24 protein-coding genes are annotated in these 23,783 nt (G+C 66.9%); 17 read left to right on the top strand and 7 right to left on the bottom strand.

The genetic code is table 11. The features are described 5' to 3' along the window. Positions 1-312: 312 nt before the first annotated feature. The gene (locus KIT53_RS13055; RefSeq protein WP_297753104.1) at positions 313-1,239 is read right to left on the bottom strand and encodes a helix-turn-helix domain-containing protein; all 927 of its coding nucleotides are present in this window, start codon (positions 1,237-1,239) and stop codon (positions 313-315) included. A gap of 123 nt (positions 1,240-1,362) precedes the next feature. Here KIT53_RS13055 and KIT53_RS13060 point away from each other — a divergent pair, with 123 nt between their 5' ends. The 9 genes from KIT53_RS13060 to KIT53_RS13100 all read left to right on the top strand — a co-directional run bounded on the left by KIT53_RS13060 (position 1,363) and on the right by KIT53_RS13100 (position 9,275). Further along, positions 1,363-2,187: an SDR family oxidoreductase gene (locus KIT53_RS13060; protein WP_297753106.1), complete on the top strand. Its 825-nt coding sequence runs from the start codon at positions 1,363-1,365 to the stop codon at positions 2,185-2,187. A gap of 13 nt (positions 2,188-2,200) precedes the next feature. Then, the gene (locus tag KIT53_RS13065) at positions 2,201-3,904 is read left to right on the top strand and encodes an FAD-dependent oxidoreductase (protein ID WP_297753108.1); all 1,704 of its coding nucleotides are present in this window, start codon (positions 2,201-2,203) and stop codon (positions 3,902-3,904) included. Then, complete coding sequence (locus tag KIT53_RS13070; RefSeq protein WP_297753110.1) at positions 3,901-4,275, top strand: NIPSNAP family protein; 375 nt, start codon at positions 3,901-3,903, stop codon at positions 4,273-4,275. Before KIT53_RS13065 ends, KIT53_RS13070 begins: the two co-directional genes overlap by 4 nt. Positions 4,276-4,455: 180 nt before the next feature. After that, positions 4,456-5,058, top strand: coding sequence for a hypothetical protein (locus KIT53_RS13075; protein WP_297753112.1), 603 nt, complete (start codon positions 4,456-4,458; stop codon positions 5,056-5,058). A gap of 50 nt (positions 5,059-5,108) precedes the next feature. After that, positions 5,109-5,354, top strand: a complete 246-nt coding sequence (locus KIT53_RS13080) for a hypothetical protein (protein WP_297753114.1) — start codon at positions 5,109-5,111, stop codon at positions 5,352-5,354. Between the two features lie 14 nt (positions 5,355-5,368). Continuing rightward, positions 5,369-6,268 (top strand): HprK-related kinase A, encoded by a 900-nt coding sequence (locus KIT53_RS13085; protein WP_297753116.1) that lies wholly within the window; start codon positions 5,369-5,371, stop codon positions 6,266-6,268. Then, positions 6,265-7,365 (top strand): nucleotidyltransferase family protein, encoded by a 1,101-nt coding sequence (locus KIT53_RS13090; protein WP_297753118.1) that lies wholly within the window; start codon positions 6,265-6,267, stop codon positions 7,363-7,365. Before KIT53_RS13085 ends, KIT53_RS13090 begins: the two co-directional genes overlap by 4 nt. Positions 7,366-7,369: 4 nt before the next feature. Further along, positions 7,370-8,143, top strand: coding sequence for a serine protease (locus KIT53_RS13095; protein WP_297753120.1), 774 nt, complete (start codon positions 7,370-7,372; stop codon positions 8,141-8,143). Between the two features lie 10 nt (positions 8,144-8,153). After that, positions 8,154-9,275, top strand: coding sequence for an NAD(P)/FAD-dependent oxidoreductase (locus KIT53_RS13100; RefSeq protein WP_297753122.1), 1,122 nt, complete (start codon positions 8,154-8,156; stop codon positions 9,273-9,275). Between the two features lie 9 nt (positions 9,276-9,284). On the opposite strand, the gene KIT53_RS13105 is transcribed toward KIT53_RS13100, so the two are convergent. Then, a complete protein-coding gene (locus KIT53_RS13105; RefSeq protein WP_297753124.1) occupies positions 9,285-10,373 on the bottom strand; it encodes a quinone-dependent dihydroorotate dehydrogenase in 1,089 nt (362 codons plus the stop codon). 38 nt (positions 10,374-10,411) lie between these two features. Between KIT53_RS13105 and rpiA the strand changes: the two genes are divergently transcribed. Next, positions 10,412-11,083, top strand: a complete 672-nt coding sequence (gene rpiA / locus KIT53_RS13110) for a ribose-5-phosphate isomerase RpiA (protein WP_297753126.1) — start codon at positions 10,412-10,414, stop codon at positions 11,081-11,083. Between the two features lie 9 nt (positions 11,084-11,092). On the opposite strand, the gene KIT53_RS13115 is transcribed toward rpiA, so the two are convergent. The 3 genes from KIT53_RS13115 to KIT53_RS13125 are packed head-to-tail and all read right to left on the bottom strand — an operon-like array spanning position 11,093 to position 14,390. Continuing rightward, positions 11,093-11,755 (bottom strand): glutaredoxin family protein, encoded by a 663-nt coding sequence (locus tag KIT53_RS13115; protein WP_297753127.1) that lies wholly within the window; start codon positions 11,753-11,755, stop codon positions 11,093-11,095. 31 nt (positions 11,756-11,786) lie between these two features. After that, positions 11,787-13,868, bottom strand: coding sequence for a M3 family metallopeptidase (locus tag KIT53_RS13120; RefSeq protein WP_297753129.1), 2,082 nt, complete (start codon positions 13,866-13,868; stop codon positions 11,787-11,789). A 51-nt stretch (positions 13,869-13,919) separates the two neighbouring features. After that, positions 13,920-14,390, bottom strand: a complete 471-nt coding sequence (locus KIT53_RS13125) for a YhbY family RNA-binding protein (protein WP_297753131.1) — start codon at positions 14,388-14,390, stop codon at positions 13,920-13,922. Between the two features lie 44 nt (positions 14,391-14,434). Here KIT53_RS13125 and KIT53_RS13130 point away from each other — a divergent pair, with 44 nt between their 5' ends. From KIT53_RS13130 to KIT53_RS13150, 5 genes are all read left to right on the top strand, one after another. Then, entirely contained in the window at positions 14,435-15,106 is a 672-nt protein-coding gene (locus KIT53_RS13130; protein ID WP_297753297.1) for an RlmE family RNA methyltransferase, read from the top strand. Between the two features lie 162 nt (positions 15,107-15,268). Continuing rightward, complete coding sequence (gene ftsH / locus KIT53_RS13135) at positions 15,269-17,188, top strand: ATP-dependent zinc metalloprotease FtsH (protein ID WP_297753133.1); 1,920 nt, start codon at positions 15,269-15,271, stop codon at positions 17,186-17,188. 90 nt (positions 17,189-17,278) lie between these two features. Further along, a complete protein-coding gene (gene folP, locus KIT53_RS13140; RefSeq protein WP_297753135.1) occupies positions 17,279-18,112 on the top strand; it encodes a dihydropteroate synthase in 834 nt (277 codons plus the stop codon). 98 nt (positions 18,113-18,210) lie between these two features. Continuing rightward, on the top strand, positions 18,211-19,554 hold the full coding sequence (gene glmM, locus KIT53_RS13145) for a phosphoglucosamine mutase (RefSeq protein ID WP_297753137.1): 1,344 nt from the start codon (positions 18,211-18,213) through the stop codon (positions 19,552-19,554). After that, on the top strand, positions 19,554-20,048 hold the full coding sequence (locus KIT53_RS13150; RefSeq protein ID WP_297753139.1) for a GNAT family N-acetyltransferase: 495 nt from the start codon (positions 19,554-19,556) through the stop codon (positions 20,046-20,048). The genes glmM and KIT53_RS13150 overlap by 1 nt, the downstream gene beginning before the upstream one ends. Positions 20,049-20,084: 36 nt before the next feature. Here the strand turns inward: KIT53_RS13150 and KIT53_RS13155 are convergent, their stop codons facing one another. After that, positions 20,085-21,308 (bottom strand): DUF1343 domain-containing protein, encoded by a 1,224-nt coding sequence (locus tag KIT53_RS13155; RefSeq protein WP_297753141.1) that lies wholly within the window; start codon positions 21,306-21,308, stop codon positions 20,085-20,087. Further along, on the bottom strand, positions 21,305-21,802 hold the full coding sequence (locus KIT53_RS13160; protein WP_297753143.1) for a DOMON-like domain-containing protein: 498 nt from the start codon (positions 21,800-21,802) through the stop codon (positions 21,305-21,307). The genes KIT53_RS13155 and KIT53_RS13160 overlap by 4 nt, the downstream gene beginning before the upstream one ends. 227 nt (positions 21,803-22,029) lie before the next feature. On the opposite strand from KIT53_RS13160, the gene KIT53_RS13165 reads away from it, so the two are divergent. Together KIT53_RS13165 and KIT53_RS13170 are read left to right on the top strand one after the other, a co-directional pair. Continuing rightward, positions 22,030-22,875 (top strand): GNAT family N-acyltransferase, encoded by an 846-nt coding sequence (locus KIT53_RS13165; protein ID WP_297753299.1) that lies wholly within the window; start codon positions 22,030-22,032, stop codon positions 22,873-22,875. After that, complete coding sequence (locus tag KIT53_RS13170; RefSeq protein WP_297753145.1) at positions 22,875-23,774, top strand: UDP-2,3-diacylglucosamine diphosphatase; 900 nt, start codon at positions 22,875-22,877, stop codon at positions 23,772-23,774. The genes KIT53_RS13165 and KIT53_RS13170 overlap by 1 nt, the downstream gene beginning before the upstream one ends. The last annotated feature ends 9 nt before the right edge of the window (positions 23,775-23,783 follow it).

Here is a 23,783-nt window from a genome sequence, read left to right on the forward strand (position 1 = left end):
CTTGTGTTGGACGAAGGTTGAGGTCAGCGAAAGACGCAGGCGCGCACCGGCCCTGGCCGGGCACACGGGCGGCGGTGTCAGTCGGGTCGAGGGGGCTTCGGGCCTGCAGGCCCGGGGCCGGCTAGCGGCGGTGGCGGTCAGGTCCGTGGCGGACCGTGCGTTCGGGGTTCATGGCGTCTCCAAGTCTTGTTGTTCCGTACTGGGCACCCAGGGGGTGCACGGGCTCAGAGTATGGGACGCAATCCATGTCGGTGAAAATGAAAAAAACGTCTCATTCATACCTTTATGGATATGGATGATCGCCGCTTCACTTCACGCCTTTGCCTCGGTGGGCGAGGGGTCGAACTGCCGCAGGGCCTGTGCCCGGAAGTCGCGCGGGCTCATGCCGGTCTGCCGTTTGAAGAAGCGGCTGAAGTAGGCGTCGTCCTCGAAGCCGAGTTCGTGCGCCACCATCTTGACGCTGCCCACGGTGTAGACCAGTTCGCGCTGCGCCTCATGGATGAGCCGGGCGTTGATCAGGTCCAGGCTGGACATGCCCAGCACTTCGCGGCAGATGCGCGAGAGCTGGCCGGCGGTCAGTCCCATGATGCTGGCGTAGGCCTGCACGCTCCAGTGTTCGCGGAAGTGCTGGTCGAGCAGGGTCTTGAACTGCTCGATCTGCCGCGTCTTGCGCGAGCTGAAGGGCAGTTCGATGCGGGTGTCGGCTTTCTCCGGCGTGCCCACGATGCGTGCGATCAGCACCAGCAGCGCGGTCATGAGCGACATGCCCGCAGCGGTCTGGCCGCTGGCGTGAAGGCGGGACTCGCGTTCGAGTTCGAGGAAGATGGGCATGAGCGAGGCCACGTGGCGGCTGTCGGTGGGCAGCGCGACGACCCTCGGCGTGCGGATCACGCTCTGGAGTTCGGGCATGAGCAGCGTGGCCAGGGACTCCAGCACCTTCTGTGTGATGGTGACCACGGGGCCGTTGACCTTGGGCGTGAAGCTGAAGCCGTGGGCGGTACCGGCCGGCAGCAGGATGAGGCAGGGTGCCTGGGCACGGATGCGCGCGCTGTTGATCGTGACCTGGCCTTCGCCCTCGGTCAGGTAGAGCAACTGCAGGAAGGCGTCGTGCCGGTGTACCTGAATTTGCCAGTTGTAGAGGCGCGAACGTTGCGGAATCCACTCGAAATTGAAGGAGTTCGACCAGGCCAGGCCTGCCTGATCGCCGTAAAGGTCATAGTTGGGAATACTCCGGGCCATGGGCGTGCACAGGTCCTGATGGTCAAAAATGTGCAGGAATTGTCCTGTTCATGGCTGCAAACGTCAAATCCGGGACGGCCGCTCTGGCCAACAATCAAGCCCTCGAAAAACCAGGAGACAAGCTTGTCCGAACCGTCTTCCCATTGGCTGGGCCTGCAGGGCCGTGTTTGTGCAGTGACCGGCGCCGCCAGCGGCATCGGCGCTTCCGTGGCGCGCCAGTTGGCGCAGGCGGGCGCCCACGTGGCGCTCATTGACCGCGACCTCGAAGGGGCCGGCCGCCTCGCCGCCGAACTGGCCACCACCTTCGGTGCCTCGGGGGTGCGCACCCTCGCCGTGGGGTGCGACATCGCCAGCGAGGAGCAGACCCTGGCCGCAGCTGCCCAGGTGCAGGCCCAACTGGGTGATTGCGCGGCCCTCATCAACAACGCCGGCCTGCTGCGCGCGGGCAGCCTGGACAGCGTCAGCCTGGCCGACTGGAACATGGTGCTGGGTGTGAACCTCACCGGCTACCTGCTGTGCTCGCGGGCCTTCAAGCCGCAGCTTGCGCGTACCCGCGGCGCGTTGGTGCACGTCTCGTCCATTGCCGGGTTGTTCCCGCAGTCCAGCAGCGGGGCCTACAGCGCGGGCAAGGCCGGTGTGCTGCTGATGTCGCGCCAGATGGCGACCGAATGGGGGCCACTGGGCATCCGCAGCAACGCCATCTGCCCAGGCATGATCCGTACCGCGCTGTCGGCCAAGTTCTACGAGGAACCGGGCCTGGAAGAGAAACGCGCGGCCGTCACCGCGAGCCGGCGCGTCGGCGAGCCGCAGGACATTGCCGATGTGGCGTTGTTCCTGGCCAGCCCACGCTCGGCCTACATGAACGGCGCCGAACTGTCCGTGGACGGTGGCATGTCCTCCATGCTCATGGACATGGTGCCGCGCCCTGGCTACAACAAAACCGCTTGAGGAGATATCTCTCATGAAGACCGAATACGACCTGATCGTCGTGGGCTCCGGCGCCGCCGGCCTGGCTTGCGCCGTGACCGCCAAGAAGCGCGGCCTGGATGTGGTGGTGCTGGAAAAGGAACCGGTGTTTGGCGGCACCACCGCGTTGTCGGGCGGTGTGCTGTGGATTCCACTGAGCACGCACGGACGCAAGCAGAACCCGCAGGACACGCGCGACGCGGTGCGCCGCTACATGCTGGAAGAGACCGGCCAGTACTACGACGAAGCGGCGGTGGAGGCCTTCATCGAGCAGGGGCCGAAGATGGTGGAGTTCTTCGAGCGCGAGACCGCCATGCAGTTCGCGCCCACGCTGTACCCGGACTACCACCCGCACCTGCCGGGTGGTGCCGACATCGGCCGCTCCATCCTGGCCGCGCCCTTCGATATCCGGGGCCTGGGCAAGGACATGCCGCGCCTGAAGCGTCCGCTCAAGACCATCACCTTCATCGGGATGATGTTCAACTCGTCGAACGCCGATCTCAAGCACTTCTTCCAGTTCACCAAGTCGCTGACCTCGTTCGTCTACGTCACCAAGCGGCTGTTGACCCACCTCAAGGAACTCGCGCTCTACCAGCGCGGCATCAACGTCACGACCGGCAACGCGTTGGCGGCACGGCTGGCCAAGTCGGCGCTGGACCTGGGTATCCCGATCCTGACCGACACGCCGGTGCAGGGCCTGGAGCAGGACGGCGATCGCGTCGTGGGCGTGCGCACGGGCGGGCAGGGCGGTGCGAAGCGCTTCACCGCTCGCCGCGGCGTGGTGCTGGCCACCGGCGGTTTCCCGCACGACGCCAAGCGCCTGGCGCAGGCCTACCCACACGTGCGCCGTGGGCATGAACACCTCTCGCCCACGCCGACCAGCAACACCGGCGACGGCCTGAACATGGCCGAGAAGGTCGGGGGTGTGGTCGACATTCGCCTGAAGTCGCCCGCAGCCTGGATTCCGGTGTCCCGAGTGGACTATGGCGGCGGCGAGATCGGCGTGTTTCCTCACCTGCTGGACCGCTACAAGCCCGGCATCATCGGTGTGCTCAAGAGCGGCAAGCGCTTCACCAACGAATCCAACTCGTACCACGACGTCGGCGCGGCCATGGTCGAGGCCTGCGAGGGCACGGGCGAGACGGCCATGTGGCTGATCTGTGACAAGCCGACCCTGGCCAAGTACGGCCTGGGCTTCGTCAAGCCCGCGCCCATGCCCATTGGCAAATTCCTGCGCAACGGGTACCTGGTCAAGGGCAACACGCTGGCCGAGCTGGCCAGGAACGCCGGTATCGACCCGGTGGGCCTGGAGCAGACGGTGCGCGAGTACAACGCGGGCGCGGTCAAAGGCGAAGACCCGGCCTTTGGCCGCGGCAGCACCGCTTTCAACCGCTACCTGGCCGACCCGGCCGTGCAGCCCAACCCCTGCGTGGCGCCGGTGCAGAGCGGCCCGTTCTTCGCGGTCAAGCTGGTCATGGGCGACCTGGGATCGTTCGACGGCCTGAACACCAGCGTGGTCGGCGAGGTGCTGCGGCGCGACGGCTCGGCCATCGCCGGCCTCTATGCCGTGGGCAACGACCGCGCCAGCGTCATGGGCGGCAACTACCCGGGCGCCGGCATCACCCACGGGCCGAACATGGTGTTCGGCTACGTTACCGCCAACCACATCGCCGATCGCAGCACCGGGAGCCCCGCATGAACGCCACCACACCACTGCCCTGGACCTCCACCAGCGCCACCTCGTTGAGCAAGCCGCTGGTGGACCACCGGATCTACACCATTGCTCTGCGCAAGATGCCCGAGTTCCTGGACGTCTTCAACCGTCTGGCCATGCCCATCCTCATGAAGACCCTGGCGCACCCGGTGGGCTTCTACACCAGCATGGTCGGGCCGCAGAACCAGTTCATCCACATGTGGGCCTACGAAGACCTGGCCGACTACGAGCGCCGCAGCCGCCAGCGCGACAGCCACCCGGACTTTCCGGCCTACCTCAGCGCCTCGGCCCACCTCATCGTGGCCCAGGAAACCCGGCTGATCCGGGCCACCGCCATGCCAGGCTGGGCGGCTTGAAGCGGCCGGACGACTCGCTCAAGGTGAGGAATACGTCACATCCGGCCGATCCAGACGGATTTCGGCCGGTTTGTCACGCAGTTCTGCTTACTTTTTGTTGCGGGCGGCCCTATACTTGACGTACAAAGATTGAACCCCCGGGGGTTTTCCGGATTCGGGAGCGAACACGAGGTACGCAACATGATGGACTCTTCTCAGCAACCTTCTTCCACGCCGTCGTCTCACCAGGCATCGGGGATTGCTCGACGCCGTCTGGTGCGTGCCGGCCTGACCGCCGCGCCCGTGCTGGCCGCGCTGAAGACCAACAGCGTGCTGGCCGGTGACCACACCTGCATCCGCCCCTCGTCGTTCTCCTCGCTGGCCGCTGCCCACATGAAGGTCAGCCAGGGTCGCGTGATCCGCTCCGACTACGAGTGCCAGTCGCACGGCTACTGGAAGAACAAAGGCTCGGGCCTGCCGAGCAACTTCAAGGAAAAGACCCTGTTCCTGGGTGCCACCGGCTTCGTTGCCAACCCTCGCGATGCCTACAGCAAGCTTTCGCTGCAGGACGTGCTGGAACTCAAGGGCAACCAGAACAACGCTGCGCTGGCGCGCCATGTGGTCGCGGCCTACCTGACGGCAACCAAGTTCAACAACAGCTCCGAGCGCGTGCTGCTGACCAAGGGCCAGTGCGTACAGATCTGGAATGGCCAAGGCAACTGGTCGCCGTTTGCCGGTGCCAACTGGAATCTGGCGCAGACCATGGCGTATTTCGACATGATCTACGGCCCGGCCTTCCTGTGACCCTGGCGCCGGCGTATGCCGGTTGCCATTGCGCGCGGCCCGGCGATTTCGTGCTTCAGCGCTGGCCGGACGGAGTGGTCGTCTACGACGATGCCAACGCCAGCCTGCACGCCTTGAACCTCGTCGCCGGCGAGGCTTTCGAACTTCTCCTGAACCAGTCCGAAGCGACGGATGCCCGTGCGCTGGCGTACGCGCTGGTGCAGACCGAGCCCACGGAGGAGGATGTCGAACTGGTGGCCTCCCTGCTGGCGCAATTCGAGTCCATGGGTCTGATCGAGTGCACGCAGACGCGCTGAGCGCCCCGCGGACGGTGGCCTCGTTGCCGCCCGACGAACTGGCCCGCCGTCTCGACGGCGACGGCATTGTGCTGCGCCTGCCTCCTTTTGCCATGCGCATCCGCAGCCCGATTCCAGTGGTGGCCCAGGGCCTGCGCGCGCTCTACCCGGACCACGTGCTGCTGGAAGGGGAAGACCATTTCGTCGACTTCCACGTCGCGGTCAAGCCCCGGCGCCGGCTGTTCAAATCGGTCTGCGTGTTCGAGATGGACGGCTTCCAGCCCTTCACGCCGCTGGCCTATGGCGAGGCCTTCGCCTTTCTCGAATGGGGCATGAACTGGTGCGTCACCAGCTACTGCCACACCTGGATCACCATCCACTCTGCCGTGCTCGAGCGCAACGGGCGCGTGGTGCTGCTGCCGGCCCCGCCAGGATCGGGCAAGAGCACGCTCTGTGCCGCGCTGATGCTCAGCGGCTGGCGCCTGCTTTCTGACGAGATGGCGCTGCTGGACCCGGTCACGGGCCTGGTCACGCCTTCGCCACGCCCGGTAAGCCTGAAGAACCGGTCCATCGAGGTGATCCGCCAACGCGCCCCGGACGCCGGCTTCGGCCCGGTGGCCCGCGACACCATGAAGGGCACGGTGGCCCACATGCGCATCTCCGCCGACAGCCTGGCGCGCGCCGACGAACCCGCCCGTCCGGCCTGGGTGGTGTTTCCGCGTTACCAGCAGGACGCACCGCTGACCATCACCGAACGTCCCCGCGCCAGCGCCCTGGTGGAACTGGCGTCCAACAGCTTCAACCAGCATGTGCATGGCCGCGACGGTTTTCAGGCGCTGGCGCGGCTGGTGGATGGCTGCGCTTGCCACGACCTCGCCTACGGCCAGCTCGATGAGGCCATTGCCTGGTTCAATGCACAGGCGGAGGCCGCATGACGCTGCCAGCCATCGACCTGCTCGTCACCGCGCTGCAGCGTCCGCAGACCTTGCCCTCATTGGCGCCGCGCGACTGGGATCTGCTCATCCGCCAGGGCCGCCAGGCCGATCTGCTGGCCCGCCTGGGCGGTCGCGCGCAGGCCTCGGGCCAGTGGGACGCGCTGCCCGCTTCGCCGCGGCGCCATCTGGCCTCGGCCATGATGCTGGCGGCGCGCCAGCACCGCGAGCTGCGCCACGAGGTGGTGCAGGTGGCGCGCGCGCTCGAACCGATCGGCGTGCCCACCGTGCTGCTCAAGGGGGCGGCCTACACGATGGCCGGGCTGGACGCCAGTGTCGGGCGCATGGTGTCGGACGTGGACATCCTGGTGCCGCGCGAACGGCTGGCCGAAGTGGAGTCGGCGCTGATGATGGCCGGATGGGTGTCCATGAACCGCGATGCCTACGACCAGCGCTACTACCGCACCTGGATGCATGAGCTGCCGCCGCTCAAGCACATGCGCCGTGGCACGGTGCTGGACGTGCACCACGCCATCATGCCGCTGAGCGCACGCCTCAAGCCGGATTCGCACCTGCTGCTGGCCGCCGCGCGGCCGCTGCCGGCGGACCCTCGCATCCGCGTGCTGAGCGAGCCCGACATGGTGCTGCACAGCGCGGCCCATCTGTTTCACGAGGGCGACCTGGAACTGGGCCTGCGGGGCCTGGTGGACCTGGATGCGCTGCTGCGTGAATTCGAGGCGACGCCCAACTTCTGGCCTGGACTGGTCGAGCGGGCGGAGCACATGCAACTGGAGTGGCCCCTGCACCAGGCGCTGCGGTACCTGGCCCTGCTGCTGGGCACGCCCGTGCCGGCAGCGGTGACGCAGGCGCTGCAGGCGACGGCGCGCGTGCATGCGGGTGCGCGGCGCCAGCGCTGGCTGGATGCGCTGTTCCTGCGTGCGTTGCGCCCGGCGCATGCCTCGACCTCCGATGCCTGGACACCGACAGCCCGCTTCCTGCTGTACCTGCGCGGCCACTGGCTGCGCATGCCGCCCGGTCGCCTGGCCTGGCATCTGCTGCGCAAGGCTCTGCGGCCGGCGCCGCCTCCCAGCGAGGCCTGACGTGATGGCCTCGCTGCGCTGGCTGACGGGGTGGCTGGGTCTCGCCGTCCTGGCCTGGAGCCTGCCGGTGCATGCCGCCGGCCTGGTGGATACGGTGGCCCGTGTGCGCAACTCGGTGGTGCTGGTGGGGAGCGTGAAAACCGACGAAAGCCCGCACTTTCAGCACCGGGGTACTGGCTTCCTGGTGGGGCGGGGCGATCTCGTGGTGACCACCGCGCATGCGCTGGCGGACACCCAGGGCGGGGCCGACGTCTCGGTGCCCGTGGTGCAGGTGCGCCAGGCAGGGGGCGCGTGGCAGATGCGCACAGTGACGGTGGTGGAAATCGATGCCGCCCGCGACCTGGCGTTGCTGCGCCTGCGCGAGGTGGCCGGTGCCGGCTTGCGGCTGGGCGACTCTTCAGGCGTGCGTGAAGGAGACGATCTGGCTTTCATCGGATTTCCCGTCGGAGGGGCCCTGGGTTATGCGCCGGCCACCCACCGTGCCATGGTGTCGTCCATCACCTCGGCGGCCTTGCCCAGTCCTTCGGCCGAGCGTTTGCAGCCGCAGGCCATACGCAGTTTGCGCGAGGGCCGCATCGAGCTCTTCCAGCTCGATGCCACCGCGTTTCCGGGCAACAGCGGAGGCCCTTTGTTCGATGTACAGACCGGCGAGGTCGTGGGCGTGATGAACCTCGCCCTGATCAAGACCACGCGCGAGGCGGTGCTCAGCCAGCCCTCGGGCATTTCCTACGCAATACCCAGCCGGTATGTCGCCGAGCTGCTGAAGAAATACCTCTGAGACGGGAGACATGACGATGCAGGGTGAGGAGCTGGTGGATGTGGTGGTGGTCGGGGCCGGCGTGGTCGGGCTGGCGGTGGCGCGCGCCCTGGCGCTGGCAGGCCGCGAAGTCATGGTGCTGGAGCGCGAGGCCGCCATAGGCACTGGCACCAGTTCGCGCAACAGCGAGGTCATCCACGCCGGCATCTACTACCCCACCGGTTCTCTCAAGGCAGCGCTCTGCGTACAGGGGCGTGACGCGCTGTACGCCTACTGCGCCGAACGTGGTGTGGCCCACCAGCGCTGCGGCAAGCTGATCGTGGCGAACACGCCTTCGCAACTGGGTGCTCTGCCGGCCATCGTCGAGAAGGCCCGGGCCAATGGCGTTGACGACCTGCGCCTGCTCTCTCGCGAGGAAGCCTGCGCATGGGAGCCCGCGCTCGAATGCCTGGGCGCCGTGCACTCGCCCTCGACCGGCATCGTGGACAGCCATGGCCTCATGCTGGCCTACCAGGGCGACCTGGAGCATGCCGGCGGCATGGTGGCCTGTCACAGTGGCGTAGAGGCCATGGTGGTGTCCGAGGGGGGCATTGGTTTGCAGGCCACCGACGGCACGCGCCTGCGGGCCCGCGCGGTGGTGAACGCCGCTGGCCTGGACGCCTGCGCGCTGGCTTCGCGCACGCACGGCCTGGACCCACGCCACGTACCGCGAGCCTGGTACGCCAAGGGCAACTACTTCACGCTGGCCGGGCGTTCGCCCTTTACCCGTCTGATCTACCCGGCGCCGGAGCCCGACCGCCACCTGGCGGGCCTGGGCGTGCACCTGACCATCGACCTTGGCGGGCAGGCCAAGTTCGGCCCTGATGTGCAATGGGTGGCGTCGCCCGACGACCTGGTGGTCGACCCCGCGCGCGCAGAGGCCTTCTACGGCGAGGTGCGCCGCTACTGGCCAGGCCTGGCCGATGGAGCCCTGCAGCCGGGCTACGCCGGCATGCGGCCCAAGATCAGCGGGCCGGACCAGCCGGCGGCCGATTTCCTGATCCAGGGGCCCCAGGTGCACGGTGTGCCGGGCCTGGTGAACCTCTTCGGCATCGAGTCGCCCGGGCTGACCAGCAGCCTGGCCATCGGTGCGCGCGTGGCCGCGCTGCTCTGACGAAAAGTATCAGGCCTTCTTGGCATGGGCCTGGAGGGCCCGCGCCGCCTCCCAGACCAGCGACGGGCCCTTGTAGATCAGGCCCGTGTAGATCTGCACGAGCTGGGCGCCGGACTCCAGTTTGCTCACCGCGTCCTCCGCGCTGAGCACGCCGCCCACGCCGATGATGGGGAAGCTCTTGCCCAGGCAGGCGCGCAACTGGCGGATCACGCGGTTGCTGGCCTGCAGCACCGGCCCCCCCGAGAGGCCACCCGCTTCCTGCGCATGCGGCAGGCCCGCTACCGCCTCTCGGCTGAGCGTGGTGTTGGTGGCGATCACGCCGAGGGCGTTGGTGGCCTGCCCTTGCGCGTCGGCGCCGTAGCGCATCAGCGTGGCGGCGATGACCTCGATCTGCGCGTCGTCCAGATCGGGGGCGATCTTCACGAACACAGGAATGCGTTTGCCGTGGCGCTGCGCGAGCAGCTCGCGCCGCTCCGCCACCGCACCCAACAGGGCATCCAGCGCCGCATCGCTTTGCAGACTGCGCAGGTTCTGCGTGTTGGGGCTGGAGATGTTGACCGTGACGTAGTCGGCGTGGGGGTAGACGCCGTCCAGGCAGGTGAGGTAGTCGTCGGTGGCGCGCTCGATCGGCGTGCTTGCGTTCTTGCCGATGTTCAATCCCAGCAGCATGGGACTCACGCCCGCCTGCTGGCGAAAGCGCGCGCGCTGCACGTTGCTGACGAAGGCGTCGAGCCCCTCGTTGTTGAAGCCGAGCCGGTTGATCAGCGCGTTCGCCTTGGGCAAGCGGAACATGCGTGGTTTGGGGTTGCCGCCTTGCGCCTTGGGTGTGACGGTGCCGACCTCGACGAAACCGAAACCCATGGCCGAAAGGCCGTCGATGCAGCGGGCGTTCTTGTCCAGCCCGGCGGCGAGGCCGATCCGGTTGGGGAACTGCAGGCCGGCCACGGTGCAGGGGTCGTGCACGCGCGGCTCACCGTAGAGACAGGTCAGCGGCGAACGCTGGAGGCGGGCGATGGCGTCGAGGGTCAGTTCATGGGCCGCCTCGGGATCCATCTTGAACAGCAGAGGGCGCGCGAGAGCGTACGGCAGCAGCGACATTGGATAATCCGACTTGTTGTTTTCACCGATTGTCTCAAATGACCCAAGACGAACTCAAAGCGCTGGTGGGCCAGGCCGCCCTGCAATACGTGACCCCTGGCGAGATCGTCGGCGTGGGCACGGGCTCCACGGTCAACAAGTTCATCGATGCCCTGGCCTCCATGCGCGAACAGATCCGCGGCGCGGTGTCCAGTTCCGAGGCATCGACGGCCCGCCTGAAGTCACTGGGCATTCCGGTGTTTGAGGCGAACGCGGTGGAAGAACTCTCGGTCTACATCGACGGCGCCGACGAGATCGACGCCCGGGGTTTCATGGTCAAGGGCGGCGGCGCGGCACTCACGCGCGAGAAGATCGTGGCGGCACAGTCTCGGCGCTTCGTCTGCATCGCCGACGAATCCAAGCTGGTCCAGGCGCTGGGCGCCTTCCCGCTGCCGGTGGAGGTGATCCCGATGGCGGCGGCCCGCCTGATGCGCCAGTTCGCTGCGCTGGGCGGGGTCGCGAAGATCCGCCTCAAGGACGGCATACCGCTGGTGACGGACAACGGGCAGCACATCCTGGACGTGACCGGGCTGCGCATCACCGAGCCGCTGGCCTTCGAGAGCCAGGTGAACCAATGGCCGGGCGTGGTGACGGTGGGCGTTTTCGCCCACCAGAAGGCGCATGTCTGTCTGCTGGGCACGCCCAACGGCGTGAAGACGCTGAACTTCTGACGGTCGCCGTCAGAAACGGATGCCAGCGGGATTGGGTGGCGCGGGCTCGGCGGCGGGCGCCTGTTGCTGTGCCGGAGGTGTCGATGCCGGCGCGGCGCCACGCGCACCTGCTGCTTCGGTCTGCACCGCCACCAGTGGGCTGGGTGCCGGGCGGCGGTAGCTGGAGGGAAGGGCGGACTGCTTGGGGTAGCCCGCCGCGTCCAGGAACTTCGTCCATTCGGTGTCCGAATAGCCCTTGATCTGTTGGCCGCCAATGGTCAGGAACGGCAGCGACGTGTCGCCGCTGAGCCGCTGCAGCGCCTCGGTGTCCTGCGCGCTGTCGATCGTCTTTTCCACATACGGGATGCCGCGCGCGTTCAGCAGGTTGCGCCCGCTGTTGCATGGGGCGCAGTCGCGGCTGCTGTAGAGCGTGACCGGGAAGCGGCTGCTGATCTGGCGCAGTTCATAGGGCAACTGCGCGGACGCCGCGGGGGCCGGGCCGGAGGCCGCGCCGGCCGCTGGCCGGTTGCCCTGGCCGGCCGGCGGCGGCTGGTCCGAGAAGGTGACCCGCCCGTCGGGCCCCACGATGCGGTAGACGCCTTGTGCCAGCACCGGTGCAGCCAGCAAGCCGGTGAGCAGGCCCAGGCCCAGCAGACGGGGCAGGAAGGCGAAGGCGGGGCGGGTGACGTTCATGAAGGCTCCTATCGGCAGTCGTCGGCAGAACTCAAGCCATGCCCTGGTGGCGCAGCAGCGCGTCGATGCTCGGCTCGCGTCCTCGGAAGGCCTTGAAGGACTCCATGGCCGGCCGGCTGCCACCCGCTTCCAGGATGGCCTCACGGTAGCGGCGTCCGGTGGACACGTCCAGCGTGCTGTGGCCATTCTGCTGCGCAGCCTCCTCAAAAGCCGCATAGGCGTCGGCAGACAGCACCTCGGCCCACTTGTAGCTGTAGTAGCCGGCCGAGTAGCCGCCCGCAAAGATGTGGCTGAAGGTGTGGGGCGTGCGGCTGTAGGACGGAGGCTTGAGCACAGCCACCTCATCGCGCACCTGCCGCTGCAGCGCCAGGATGGCCGCGCCGCTGGTCAAGGGTTCGGGCTGGCTGTGCAGCAGCATGTCGAACAGCGCGAACTCCACCTGGCGCAGCGTCTGCAGGCCGCTCTGGTAGTTCTTGGCCGCCAGCATCTTGTCGAACAGCGCGCGCGGCAGCGGCTCACCGGTGTCCACATGCGCCGTCATGTGCCGCAGCACGTCCCATTCCCAGCAGAAGTTCTCCATGAACTGGCTGGGGAGTTCCACGGCGTCCCACTCCACGCCGCTGATGCCCGAGACATCGCGCTCGTTGACCTGCGTGAGCATGTGGTGCAGGCCGTGGCCGAACTCGTGGAAGAGGGTGATGACGTCGTCGTGCGTCAGCAGCGCGGGCTTGCCATTGACCCCTTCGGCGAAGTTGCAGACCAGGTGCGCCACCGGTGTCTGCAGCCGGCCGGTATCGGGGCGCAGCCAGCGCGCGCGCACGTCGTCCATCCAGGCGCCGCCGCGCTTGCCGGTGCGCGCGGCCGGGTCCAGGTAGAACTGACCGACCAGTTCTGTCCCCCCCGGGCCACGGCGTTCAATGCGGTAGAACTCGACGCCCGGGTGCCAGACGGGCGCCTGGTCGCGCCGGATGGCGACCTCGAACAGCGTCTCGACGATCTGGAACAGGCCGGCCAGCACCTTGGGGGCGGTGAAATAGGGTTTGACCTCCTGCTCGCTGAAGGCGTACCGCGCCTCTTTGAGCTTCTCGCCGATGTAAGGCCAGTCCCATGCCTGGGGATCGGTCAGGCCCAGTTCGGACGCCGCGAACGAACGCAGGTCGGCCAGGTCTTTCTCCGCATGGGGCCGTGCCTTGCGGGCCAGGTCGCGCAGGAAGCCGATCACCTGCTCGGGCGAGTCGGCCATCTTGGGCACCAGCGACACGTCGGCGTAGTGGCGGTGGCCAAGCAGACGGGCCTCCTCGTGGCGCAGGGCCAGCAGCTCGCCCATGATGGCCGCGTTGTCGAACTTCACCGCATCGCCGTCGGCCTGGTCGCTGGCACGCGTGGCGTACGCCCGGTAGAGCTTTTCGCGCAGCGCGCTGCTGTGCGCGAACTGCATCACCGGCAGGTAGCAGGGCATCTTCAGCGAGAGTTTGTGGCCCTCCTTGCCCTCGGCCCGCGCGGCTGCCGCCGTGGCCTGCAGCACGTCGTCGGGCACACCCGCCAGCTCGGCGGTGTCCGCGTACAGCACGAAGGCGTCGGTGGCGTCGAGGGCGTTTTCGCTGAATTTCTGGGCCAGTTCGGCCTGGCGTTCCTGCAGCCAGGCGAACCGGGTACGGGCCTCGCCCTGCAGCTCGGCACCGCCGAGAACGAAGCCCAGCATGGCGTTGTGGTGGGCGCGCGCCTGCTCCGGGGTGAGCCGTGTCGGGTCCATGGTCTTGTACTTGGCGTACAGCCGCTCATCGGCGCCCAGGCGCGTCCAGAACTCGGTGACGCGGGGCAGGGCCTCGTTGTAGGCCGCACGCAACTCTGGCGTGTCGGCCACGCTGTTGAGGTGGTTGACCGCACCCCATGCCCGCGACAGCCGCTCGGTGGGCACGTCCAGTGCCAGCGAAATGGCGCGCCAGTCGGCCGGGAAGTCGGCGGCGGTCACTTTTTCCAGAGCTGCGTCGGCATCCTGGAGCAGTGCGTCGATGGCGGGCGCCACCAGAGCGGGCGTGATCGCGTCGAACCGGGGCAGGTCGGAGAAGTCGAGCAGCGGGTTTTCCGCGAGAGGGGTGGTGGAGTCGGTCATGCGTTCTCAGATGTGGCGCTGTGAGGGGAATTCAAGCCGACGGTCCGGGCGTCAGCGGGCGCTTTTCTTCACGCTCTTCTTGAGCACTTTCGCCCGCTTGACCTGTCCCCCCGGTGTCAGGCGCTGGTTGCCCAGCACGCGGACCACCTTGACCTCGGGCCGCTGGCTACCACGTTTGCTGAACTTGAGCACCTTGACGTCGCGCGGACCGGGCATGCGGTCCTCGTCCACCACCTTTTCCTTGGGGGGGATGGGGCGCCAGAGCACCAGCAGCTTGCCAATATGCTGGATGGGGGCCGCATCCAGCTCGTCGGCCAGCGTCTGCAGCATGGCTTCCCGCTGGGCGCGGTCGTCGCTGAACACGCGGATCTTGATTAGGCCATGCGCCTTGAGCGCAAGGTCGGTTTCCTTCTTGACCGCAGGGCTGAGGCCGTCTGCGCCGATGTGCACGACGGGGTCCAGGTGATGGGCCTCGGCGCGGTGAACCTTGCGTTGGGCGGGAGTGAGAATGATCTGGGGCATGGGAGAATTATCGTTTACCAGCTCTTCAGGCGACCCGCATGGGCATCAAAGTCAAGACCCAGAGCAAGAAGGTCAACAAGGCCTGGCTCAACCAGCACGTCAACGACCCCTATGTGCGCATGGCGCAGAAGGACGGCTACCGTGCGCGTGCCGCGTACAAGCTCAAGGAAATCGACGAAACCCTGGGCCTGATCCGGCCGGGCCAGGCCGTGGTGGACCTGGGCTCCGCACCCGGCGCCTGGAGCCAGTACGTGCGGCGCCGGCTCAGCCCGCAGGGCGCGGCGGTGGGGGAATTGCAGGGACAGATCATGGCGCTGGACCTGCTGCCGATGGAGCCGGTGGAGGGGGTGCACTTCATCCAGGGCGACTTCACCGATCCCGAGGTTTTGGCCAGCCTGGAGCAGGCGCTCACGGAGCGTGGCATCCAGCAGGTGGACGTGGTGGTTTCCGACATGGCCCCCAACCTGTCGGGCATTGGGTCGGCCGATGCCGCTCGCATCGAGCACTTGGTGGAACTGGCGGTGGATTTCTCTCTCCATCACCTCAGACCCGAAGGTGCCCTGGTGGTCAAGCTGTTCCATGGAGGGGCTTACGACCCCATGGTGAGCCTGTTCCGGGAGACCTTCCGAACTGTCAAGGCGATCAAGCCCAAGGCGTCCAGGGACAAATCCGCGGAAACCTTCCTGGTGGGAATGGGTCTGAAAAAGGGCCGATGAGGCGACCGTTCATCGGTCCACCGCTGAGCCCGTGACGCGCCACGCACAGGCCTACCCTGCCGTTGACACAGGCTCGTCACCGTTCGGCGGCAGCCGGACTTGAAAGTCCTAGAATGGCGGGTATATGGGTAAGACCGTCTCTTTTGTCTCCAGGAGCTGCATTTGAACAACCAGTGGTTCTCGAAAATCGCCGTGTGGATGGTCATTGCCATGGTGCTTTTCACCGTTTTCAAGCAGTTCGACAGCCGCTCGACCGCCGGCGCGGGCTACATGGGCTATTCCGAGTTTCTTGATGCGGTGAAAACCCAGCAGATCAAGAGCGCCACCATCCAGGAAGGCCAGGGCGGCACCGAGATCGTGGCCATCACGCAGGACGACCGTCGCGTGCGCACCACGGCCACCTACCTGGACCGCGGTCTGGTGGGCGATCTGATCAACAACAACGTGAAGTTCGACGTGCGCCCTCGCGAAGAGGGTTCGTTGCTCATGACGCTGCTGGTGAGTTGGGGCCCGATGCTGCTGCTGATCGGGGTCTGGATCTACTTCATGCGGCAGATGCAGGGCGGCGGCAAGGGCGGGGCGTTCAGCTTCGGCAAGAGCAAGGCCCGCATGCTCGACGAGAACAACAACACCGTGACCTTTGCCGACGTCGCCGGCTGCGACGAGGCCAAGGAAGAAGTGAAGGAGGTCGTGGACTTCCTCAAGGACCCCGCCAAGTTCCAGAAGCTCGGTGGCCGTATTCCGCGTGGCCTGCTGCTGGTCGGCCCGCCGGGCACCGGCAAGACCTTGCTCGCCAAAGGGATCGCCGGTGAAGCCAAGGTGCCTTTCTTCAGCATCTCCGGCTCCGACTTCGTGGAAATGTTCGTCGGTGTCGGCGCAGCCCGTGTGCGCGACATGTTCGAGAACGCCAAGAAGAATGCGCCCTGCATCATCTTCATCGATGAAATCGACGCCGTCGGTCGCCAGCGGGGCGCCGGTCTCGGCGGCGGCAACGACGAGCGCGAGCAGACGCTCAACCAGATGCTGGTGGAGATGGACGGTTTCGAGACGAACCTGGGTGTGATCGTGGTGGCCGCCACCAACCGCCCGGACATCCTGGATGCGGCGTTGCTGCGCCCGGGCCGTTTTGACCGCCAGGTCTATGTGACGCTGCCCGACATCCGTGGGCGCGAACAGATCCTCAACGTGCACATGCGCAAGGTGCCGCTCGGTACCGACGTGAATGCCAGCGTGATCGCACGTGGTACGCCGGGCATGAGCGGCGCCGACCTGGCCAACCTGTGCAACGAAGCTGCCCTGATGGCTGCGCGCCGCAACGCGCGCGTGGTCGAGATGCAGGACTTCGAAAAGGCCAAAGACAAGATCTTCATGGGCCCGGAGCGCAAGAGCATGGTCATGCCCGAGGAGGAGCGCCGCAACACGGCCTACCACGAGGCAGGCCATGCGCTCATTGGCAAGCTGCTGCCCAAGTGCGACCCGGTGCACAAGGTCACCATCATTCCCCGTGGCCGTGCGCTGGGCGTGACCATGAGCCTGCCTGAAAAGGACCGTTACAGCTACGACCGCGAGTACATGCTGAACCAGATCAGCATGCTGTTTGGCGGGCGCATCGCGGAAGAAGTGTTCATGAACCAGATGACCACCGGCGCGAGCAACGACTTCGAACGCGCCACCCAGATCGCGCGCGACATGGTGATGCGCTATGGCATGACCGATGCGCTCGGGCCCATGGTGTATGCCGAAAACGAAGGTGAGGTGTTCCTGGGCCGTTCGGTGACCAAGACCACCAACATGAGCGAGCAGACCATGCAGAAGGTCGATGCCGAGGTGCGCCGCATCATCGACGAGCAGTACAAGCTGGCGCGCGAACTTATCGAGCAGCATAGCGACAAGATGCATGCCATGGCCAAGGCGCTGCTGGAGTGGGAAACCATCGATACCGAGCAGATCGACGACATCATGGCCGGCAAGCCGCCCCGTCCCCCCAAGGACTGGACGCCGCGCAATCCGGTGGGTGGTGGTGACAATGGCGGCGGCGGGACGCCGGCTGTCAACCCCGATCCCTCGCCTACCGTGGCCTGAGCGAGGCTGATTCAGCCTCGACCTCAAGGACGATCGCACTCACGGGGCCTTTGGCCCCGTTCTTTTTTTGTGACTCCTCGATTTTTCCCCATGCATTGGCAGACCGCACGCTTCGACATTGATCTGACCACGCCGCGGGTCATGGGCATCGTGAACGTCACGCCCGACTCGTTTTCCGACGGAGGGCGGCATGCCGGCGCCGCGGCGGCACTGCGTCATTGCGAGCAGCTGATGCGTGACGGCGTGGACATCCTGGACATCGGTGGCGAGTCGACCCGTCCGGGCAGCCCGGCCGTTCCCCTGGACGAGGAGCTCGCCCGCGTCATGCCCGTGCTGCACGAGGCGGTGCGCCTGGGCGTTCCCGTGTCCGTGGACACCTACAAGCCGCAGGTGATGCAGGCGGCCCTGGATGCCGGTGCCGACATCGTGAACGATATCTGGGCCTTGCGCCGTGACGGCGCGGAAGCGGTGGTGGCTGCGCACCCGCGCTGTGGCGTGTGCCTGATGCATATGCACCGCGACCCGCAGACCATGCAGGTGGCGCCCATGGAAGGCGACGTGCTGCCACAGGTCGATGCCTTCCTGCGGGAGCGTGCCCAGGCGCTGCGCGCCCTTGGCGTGGCGCAGGCGCGCATCGTCCTGGATCCCGGTATCGGTTTTGGCAAGACGGTGACGCAGAACTTCAGCGTGCTCGCGCGGCAGAGCCGGTTGCTGGCCGGTGGTTACGCCTTGCTGGCTGGCTGGTCGCGCAAGTCCTCTTTGGGGCGCATCACAGGGCAGGAGGACCCGGCTCGGCGGGTGGCGGCCAGCGTGGCGGCCGCGGTGCTCGCCATCGACCGTGGGGCACGTGTGGTGCGCGTGCACGACGTGCGTGAAACAGTCGACGCCCTGAAGGTCTGGCAGGCCGTCCAGGCCGGCACTTAGGCGCCGGCGGCGCAGATAATGCGCAGTGGCCTCCCATGGACGAAGTCGAGAATGGCGTGGGGCGCTGCACAGAACACTTCCAGGCGAGAGAGGACAACATGCCCCGCACATACTTTGGCACCGACGGCATCCGCGGCACCGTCGGCCAGGCCCCCATCACACCGGACTTCGTGCTGCGCCTGGCGCATGCCGTGGGGCGGGTGCTGCGCCGAACCGAGGCCCATCCCACGGTGCTCATTGGCAAGGACACCCGCATATCGGGCTACATGCTCGAATCCGCGCTGGAGTCTGGTTTCAACTCGGCCGGTGTCGATGTGGTGCTGCTGGGGCCGGTTCCCACGCCGGCGGTGGCCTATCTCACCCGCGCTCAGCGGGCCAGCCTGGGGGTGGTGATCTCCGCCAGCCACAACCCTTTTGCAGACAACGGCATCAAGTTCTTCAGCGCATCGGGCGCCAAGCTGCCCGATGAATGGGAAATCGCGGTCGAAGCCGCGCTGGAGGAGCCGCCGGCCTGGGTGGCGTCCGCCCAACTGGGCAAGTCGCGCCGGCTGGACGATGCGGCGGGCCGCTACATCGAGTTCTGCAAGAGCACGTTTTCCAACAGCCTCACGCTCAAGGGCTTGAAGATCGTGGTCGATGGTGCCCATGGCGCGGCCTACCAGATTGCGCCGGCCGTTTTCCATGAGCTTGGCGCCGAGGTGGTGAAGATCGGCTGCGCGCCCGACGGCCTGAACATCAACCAGGGTGTGGGTGCCACGCATCCGCAGGCGCTGGTGGACGCCGTCAAGGCCCATGGCGCCGACTACGGTGTGGCGCTGGACGGCGATGCCGACCGCATCCAGATGGTCGACGCCCGCGGCCGTCTCTACAACGGCGACGAATTGCTTTATCTGATGGCGGCCGACCGCATGGCGCGCGACGAAGACGTGCCGGGCGTGGTGGGTACCCTGATGACGAACATGGCGGTCGAGGTGGCGCTCAAGTCGCGCGGCGTGAAATTCGTGCGGGCCAAGGTGGGCGACCGCTACGTGCTCGAAGAACTCGAACGCCACGGCTGGATACTGGGTGGCGAGGGCTCGGGCCACCTGCTCGTGCTGGACCGCCACACCACGGGCGATGGGCTCGTCTCGGCGTTGCAGGTGCTGCAGGCCTGCGTGGACAGCGGCAAGACCATGGCGCAGTTGCTGGCGGATGTCAGCCTGTTTCCGCAGACACTGATCAATGTGCGGCTGCAGGCCGGCCAGGACTGGAAATCCAATACCCTGCTTGCCGACGAAACCCGTGCGGTCGAGGACGAACTGGGTGATGGCGGACGCGTCCTGATCCGCGCCAGCGGCACGGAGCCGTTGCTGCGTGTGATGGTGGAGGCGCGCGACGCGAAGCAGGCGCAGGCCTGCGCGGAGCGCCTCGTGGCGGCGGTGCGCGCGCAGGTGCCTGCCTGATGGCCGGGCATGGCATCACCGTATTGCAGGCCGACTACGCCCATCCGGCGCATGCGGATGCGCTGGTGACGCTGCTCGATGCCTATGCCCGCGACCCCGCCGGTGGTGGGAAGGGACTCTCCGAATTCGCCCGCAGCCGCCTGGTGCCCGAGCTCGCGGCACGGCCACAGGCCTACAGCGTGTTGGCCTTTGAGGGGGAGCTCCCGGTGGGCCTGGTCAATTGTTTCGAGGGTTTTTCCACTTTCGCGGGACGGCCCCTGGTCAACGTCCATGACGTGGCGGTGCTGGCCAGTCACCGTGGGCGCGGCGTGGCCGGGCAGATGCTTGCGCGGGCCGAATCGATCGCTCGCGACAGGGGCGCGGTCAAGCTCACGCTGGAGGTGCTTTCTGCCAACCACGGCGCGATGCGTTTGTACGAGCGCATCGGCTTCGCTGGCTATCAACTCGACCCGGCCATGGGCCAGGCCGTCTTTCTCCAGAAGTGGCTGACCTGAACTGAGCGCGCCGCTGGTTGGGCGCAGCACGTGCGCTCAGTACAGCAGGTAGGGCTGGCGTGCCTGCCGCCACGCGGCTTCGTCGGCCGCCGCGGCCGCATCCAGGTCTTCAGGCGGCGCGGAGACATCGTCTACCCACTCACGCAGCAGTGGGCCCCCGTTGATGAGATCGATCGCCAGTCTGTCGTGCTCGTATTCGTACGCAAAGTCGCGCCACAGCGGGTAGCCGGGTGCCTGCAGGCGCACCGCGCGGAAGGCCAGGGCCTGCAGGCGCCAGGGCCGGAAGGTCTCGTGGTCGTAGTGCGAAGGGTCCTCCACGTGGATCTGCACCCCCCGGCAGAGCTGGCCCACGTGTTTGTGGAACGTGGGTTCGAAGAAGCACTCGCGCAGCACACAGCCTTGCAGCCATTCCGGTGCCAGGCGCCGCATGTCCGCCAGCAGCCGGCGCACGTCCAGGTCGGGAGCGCCAAACAACTCCAAGGGACGCGTGGTGCCGCGGCCTTCGCTGAGTGTCGTGCCCTCCAGCATCACCGTACCGGCATACGCGCGCGCCATGTTCAGGTTGGCGGCGTTCGGGCTCGGGTTGACCCAGGTGCGCCCGGCCGGCCATCCAAAACCTGGACCGGCCTGGGGCTGCCACCCTGTCATGGTGATCACGCGGTACTCCAAGTGCAGGCCCAGGCTGGCGATGAACCAGTGGCCCAACTCCCCCATGGTCATGCCATGCCGCATGGGCATGGGGCCGGCACCCACGAAACTCTCCCAGCCCTCGCGCAGCGTGAGTCCCTCCACCGGACGGCCTGCGGGGTTGGGGCGGTCCAGCACCCAGACCGCCTTGCCGTGGCGTGCCGCGGCCTCCAGCACGTAACGCAACGTGGTGATGAAGGTGTAGATGCGGCAGCCCAGGTCCTGCAGGTCCACCAGCAGGACGTCAAAACTGTCCATCATCGTGTCCGTGGGGCGGCGCACCTCGCCGTACAGGCTGAACACCGGTATACCCAGGCGCGGGTCGTTGAAGTCGGGGGACTCCACCATGTTGTCCTGCTTGTCACCGCGCAGCCCATGCTGCGGGCCGAACGCCGCGCTGAGCTTCAGGTCCGGCAGAGCCGCCAGTGCGTCCAGCGAGTGGGTGAGCCCGCGCGTGACAGACGCGGGATGCGCCAGCAGCGCCACACGCCGGCCCGCCAGCGGCGCTCGCAGAGAGGGGTCTTGCAGGAAACGTTCGATGCCGAGTTGCATGGTGGTTGAAGCAGGGGTCATGGGTGGGCCAGTCGCAGGGTGCGGCCGCCGGGGTGATGGAAGTCCGGGCGAGCGCCCGGATGGTGCAAGGCCCAGTAGCTGAGACGGCCATCGGTCTCCTCAACCACGGCGCTGAGTCCCAGCGCCCAGCCTGACGCCGATGGGGGCAGGGCGGCGCGGGGCAGGCTGGCGGTGAGAGACAGCGCCTGAGGCGAGAGCCGGCAGTCCAGCACCGGTGCGTGCAGTGCCTGTGCGTCGGTATCGCGCACGCGCTCGGCGGCGAATCGGTAGGCGGCCCAGCGGCCAGAAGGCGCGAAGTTGAACTCCTGGTAGGCCTCGGTTTGGCCATCGGAGCAGAACGCTTCGAAGCAGGTGTGTTGCCACAAGCCGTCGGCCGGACCACCTTGGGGTTGCGCGGCGGGAATCTTCAGGGCCGAGAGGAGGCCTGTCAGTTCGTAACGCAGGACGCAGGCATCCGCATCCATCCACACCTGCACACCGATGACAAGCTTCACGCCCGCCGGTGTGGCCGGATGGCATTGCAGAGGAGCGGACAACGCAGATGCGGGCTGGAGGATCACGGGGCCCTATTCTGGCAGGGCGCTGGAACGCTTCCGTGTGTCATGAAAACTTCACCCGTTTGCCACGGGAAGGACACGACGGAGGCCAAGAATGCAGATTCATGACGACACACCTGACCCCCACAGCGTCCCTGGAGGACGCGCTGCTCCAGGAGCCCGCCATGAAAGAGTTGCCCACGCCGACGCTGGACCTGTCGCCAGTCTCGCTGCCACGGAGGTCTCTTCATCCCCGTTCGCCGCTGGTGGACGGGACACCGGAAACCCAGGCTCCAGGCATCGAGGTCACCTGGGCGCGCCACCTGGATGAAGTTCGTGAAGCGCAAAGGTTGAGGTATGCGGTGTTCGCGGGGGAAATGGGTGCCATCCTGAGCAACCAGCTGCCTGGCCATGATGTCGATCTGTTCGATGACTTTTGCGAGCACCTGCTGGTTCGTGATGCCGCCAGCCGCGAGGTGATCGGCACCTACCGCGTGCTCACACCTGCGCAGGCCCGGCGTGTGGGCAGCACCTACAGCGACACGGAATTCGACCTCACCCGTCTGCGCACCGTGCGCGAGCGCATGGTGGAACTGGGCCGCAGCTGCGTGCACCGCGAGCACCGCCATGGTGGCGTGATCATGGCGCTGTGGGGGGCTCTGGCGGCATTCATGGTGCGCAACCAGCTCGACACCATGATTGGCTGCGCCAGCATTCCCATGCAGCATGAAGGTCCGCATGGCATGGTGGGCGGCGGTCACGCTGCCGCCAGCATCTGGCGCCAGGTCAGGGAAACGCATCTGGCATCGATCGACCTGCACGTCAGGCCTCGCTTGCCACTGCCTATTGAACAGCTCGACAGCACGCTGGACGTGGAACCTCCGGCGCTCATCAAAGGCTACCTGCGCCTCGGCGCCAAGGTGCTCGGTCCTCCCGCCTGGGACCCAGATTTCAATGCCGCCGATCTGCCTATGCTCATGCGCATCTCAGACCTGCCGGCGCGCTACCGCAAGCACTTTCTGGGGGCCTGATGCGCACCACCTTCGATGCCGCAGCGCCGTGGGACTTCCCGCCTGGCGACCTCGGCGAGGAGGCGGTGTCCGATGACCGCGCGGTGGACCTGGACGACACGAGCGACCCGGAGCCTCCCGAGCGGGCCCGCTACCGCACGGTGTTCATCTCCGACCTGCACCTGGGCACGGCGGGCTGCCAGGCACGGGCCCTGCTGGATTTCCTCAAGCACCACCCCAGCCAGACGCTCTACCTGGTGGGCGACATCATCGATGGCTGGCAATTGCGCCGTCGCTGGCACTGGCCGCAGGCCCACAACGACGTGGTGCAGAAGCTGCTTCGCCGCGCGCGCAAGGGTTGCCGCGTGGTCTTCGTGCCGGGCAACCACGACGAATTCGCCCGCCAGTTCGATGGCCATCACTTCGGTGGCATCGAGGTGCGCAATGAGACCGTGCACGAAACGGCCGACGGTCGGCGTCTGTGGGTGGTGCATGGCGACCATTTCGATGGCGTCATCCAGTGCGCCAAATGGCTGGCTTACCTGGGTGACAACGCCTATGAGTTCACGCTGAGGCTGAACCGCCATCTCAATTCTCTGCGTGCGCGCATGGGCCTGCCGTACTGGTCGCTGTCCCAGTACCTGAAGCACAAGGTCAAGAGCGCGCTCAACTATGTGACGGACTTCGAGCGCGCGGTGGCGGCCGAGGCCCGGCAGCGGGGTTACCAGGGCGTCGTGTGCGGGCACATTCACCGCCCGGAGATGCGCATGATCGAGGGCACCCTGTACTGCAACGATGGCGACTGGGTGGAGAGTCTGTCGGCCCTGGTCGAACACTTCGACGGGCGCCTGGAGATCGTCCACTGGCAGGCCCGCGCATCGGCGTTCCACTCCCGTGCCGAACGGCATGAAGTGGCCTGATGACGCGTC

The sequence above is a fragment of the Hydrogenophaga sp. genome (assembly GCF_026125785.1).
Taxonomy (GTDB): domain Bacteria; phylum Pseudomonadota; class Gammaproteobacteria; order Burkholderiales; family Burkholderiaceae_C; genus Hydrogenophaga.

Coding starts and splice junctions, on each gene's coding strand:
- KIT53_RS13055 (WP_297753104.1), bottom strand. CDS start 1,239: ATGGCCCGGAGTATTCCCAACTATGACCTTTACGGCGATCAGGCAGGC.
- KIT53_RS13065 (WP_297753108.1), top strand. CDS start 2,201: ATGAAGACCGAATACGACCTGATCGTCGTGGGCTCCGGCGCCGCCGGC.
- KIT53_RS13070 (WP_297753110.1), top strand. CDS start 3,901: ATGAACGCCACCACACCACTGCCCTGGACCTCCACCAGCGCCACCTCG.
- KIT53_RS13075 (WP_297753112.1), top strand. CDS start 4,456: ATGATGGACTCTTCTCAGCAACCTTCTTCCACGCCGTCGTCTCACCAG.
- KIT53_RS13090 (WP_297753118.1), top strand. CDS start 6,265: ATGACGCTGCCAGCCATCGACCTGCTCGTCACCGCGCTGCAGCGTCCG.
- KIT53_RS13095 (WP_297753120.1), top strand. CDS start 7,370: ATGGCCTCGCTGCGCTGGCTGACGGGGTGGCTGGGTCTCGCCGTCCTG.
- KIT53_RS13100 (WP_297753122.1), top strand. CDS start 8,154: ATGACGATGCAGGGTGAGGAGCTGGTGGATGTGGTGGTGGTCGGGGCC.
- KIT53_RS13105 (WP_297753124.1), bottom strand. CDS start 10,373: ATGTCGCTGCTGCCGTACGCTCTCGCGCGCCCTCTGCTGTTCAAGATG.
- rpiA (WP_297753126.1), top strand. CDS start 10,412: ATGACCCAAGACGAACTCAAAGCGCTGGTGGGCCAGGCCGCCCTGCAA.
- KIT53_RS13115 (WP_297753127.1), bottom strand. CDS start 11,755: ATGAACGTCACCCGCCCCGCCTTCGCCTTCCTGCCCCGTCTGCTGGGC.
- KIT53_RS13120 (WP_297753129.1), bottom strand. CDS start 13,868: ATGACCGACTCCACCACCCCTCTCGCGGAAAACCCGCTGCTCGACTTC.
- KIT53_RS13125 (WP_297753131.1), bottom strand. CDS start 14,390: ATGCCCCAGATCATTCTCACTCCCGCCCAACGCAAGGTTCACCGCGCC.
- folP (WP_297753135.1), top strand. CDS start 17,279: ATGCATTGGCAGACCGCACGCTTCGACATTGATCTGACCACGCCGCGG.
- glmM (WP_297753137.1), top strand. CDS start 18,211: ATGCCCCGCACATACTTTGGCACCGACGGCATCCGCGGCACCGTCGGC.
- KIT53_RS13150 (WP_297753139.1), top strand. CDS start 19,554: ATGGCCGGGCATGGCATCACCGTATTGCAGGCCGACTACGCCCATCCG.
- KIT53_RS13155 (WP_297753141.1), bottom strand. CDS start 21,308: ATGACCCCTGCTTCAACCACCATGCAACTCGGCATCGAACGTTTCCTG.
- KIT53_RS13165 (WP_297753299.1), top strand. CDS start 22,030: ATGAAAGAGTTGCCCACGCCGACGCTGGACCTGTCGCCAGTCTCGCTG.
- KIT53_RS13170 (WP_297753145.1), top strand. CDS start 22,875: ATGCGCACCACCTTCGATGCCGCAGCGCCGTGGGACTTCCCGCCTGGC.